2 protein-coding genes are annotated in these 1357 nt (G+C 71.0%); both read right to left on the bottom strand.

What is annotated here, in order from left to right; translation table 11 throughout:
- Positions 1–1011 (bottom strand): glycoside hydrolase family 3 protein (locus GJV64_RS14545; RefSeq protein WP_164158200.1); only part of this gene is annotated, 1011 nt, incomplete at its 3' end.
- A gap of 10 nt (positions 1012–1021) precedes the next feature.
- Positions 1022–1357, bottom strand: a 336-nt coding sequence (locus GJV64_RS14540; protein WP_205599654.1) for an SPOR domain-containing protein, incomplete at its 5' end; no start/stop codon positions are given.

Here is a 1357-nt window from a genome sequence, read left to right as displayed (position 1 = left end):
CGCCCACTCGGCCGCCGGGGTGGCGTCGCCGGGCCCCATCCAGGCCATCGCCGCCGCCAGTCGCTGTGCGGCGTCGTCGGTCATCACGGGGGCAGCCTCCACGATGGCGCGCATCTCGGCAAAGTCGCCGGAACAGTGGAGGGCGATGTCACAGCCGGCGGCGAGGCAGGCCAGTGCCCGGGCGCCGAAATCCGCCAGCGCGTTGCTGCCCGGCGGGTGGCCGCCCGATTGCGGATTGCCCAGCGCGTGCATGCCCAGATCATCGGACATCAACAGGCCCGCAAAGCCGATGTCGTGGCGGATGAGGTCGATCACCGTCGGCGACAGGGTGGCGCAGCGGGCATCGTCGAGTGCGGTGTAGGTGATGTGCGCGGTCATCGCCATCGGCGCGTCGGCCAGCCGGCGGAAGGGCATGAAATCCCGTTCCAGCTCTGCGCGGCTGGCTGTGACCACCGGCAGTTCGAGATGGCTGTCGGCGCCGGCGCGGCCATGGCCGGGGATATGCTTGACCACGCCGCAGATGCCGCCGGCGCGAAACCCGTCCAGCACCGCCCGACCCAGCGCCGCCACCGCCAGCGGCTCGGTGGAGAAGCTGCGGTCGCCGATGATGTCGTGGCCGGACGGATCGCGCACGTCGAGCAGCGGCAGGCAATCGACGTTGATCCCCAGATCCTTCAACAGCGCGGCCAGCGCCAGCGCGTTCAGCCGGCAGGCCTCGATAGCGGTGATCGGCGCCTTGTCGAACAGCCGCCCGAAAATCTCGCCGTTGGGAAATTCCGGCCAGTGCGGCGGGCGCAGCCGGGCGACGCGGCCGCCCTCCTGGTCGATCAAGATCGGAAGATCACGCCCGGCGAGGTCGCGCAGCGACGCGGTGAGCGCCCGCAGCTGATCAGGCGTGTCGACATTGCGCTTGAACAGGATGTAGCCGGCTGGGTCGGCAGCGCGGAACAGCGCGCGCTCTTCTGCCGAAAGTTCAAGCCCGGCGAGGCCAAAGAACAGCGGTTGGCTCATTGGGGCTGGCTCACCGCTTCACCACTTCGCAGGCGCCATTGGCGGCGAGGATGGCCTTGCAGGCGGCGGCCGGATCGGCAGCTGTCCCCCGCACCCGCCACAGGGTGCGGCCGGTGCTGCTCGTCAACTGCTCGATGCGCCGCCCGGTCAGCCCGCCCTTGCCGGCCACCCGCGCCCATTCCTCTTCGGCCTTGGCCTGGCTGGAAAAGGCGCCGATCTGCACCAGCGCGGCGGTAGCCGGCGTAGCGGGCTTGGCGGCCGGCGCAGGCGCGGTGGGCTTGGTTGCCACCGGAACCGGGGGTGCAACGGGCTTTACCGCCGGCGGGGCCGGCGGTGTCGCCGTCCT

Origin of the sequence: Sandarakinorhabdus rubra, from assembly GCF_010994245.1 — a bacterium.
In the GTDB taxonomy this organism is placed as follows: Bacteria; Pseudomonadota; Alphaproteobacteria; order Sphingomonadales; family Sphingomonadaceae; genus Sandarakinorhabdus; species Sandarakinorhabdus rubra.
The sequence above is the reverse complement of the archived record's forward strand: the minus strand, read 5'-3'. Positions and strand labels throughout refer to the sequence as shown.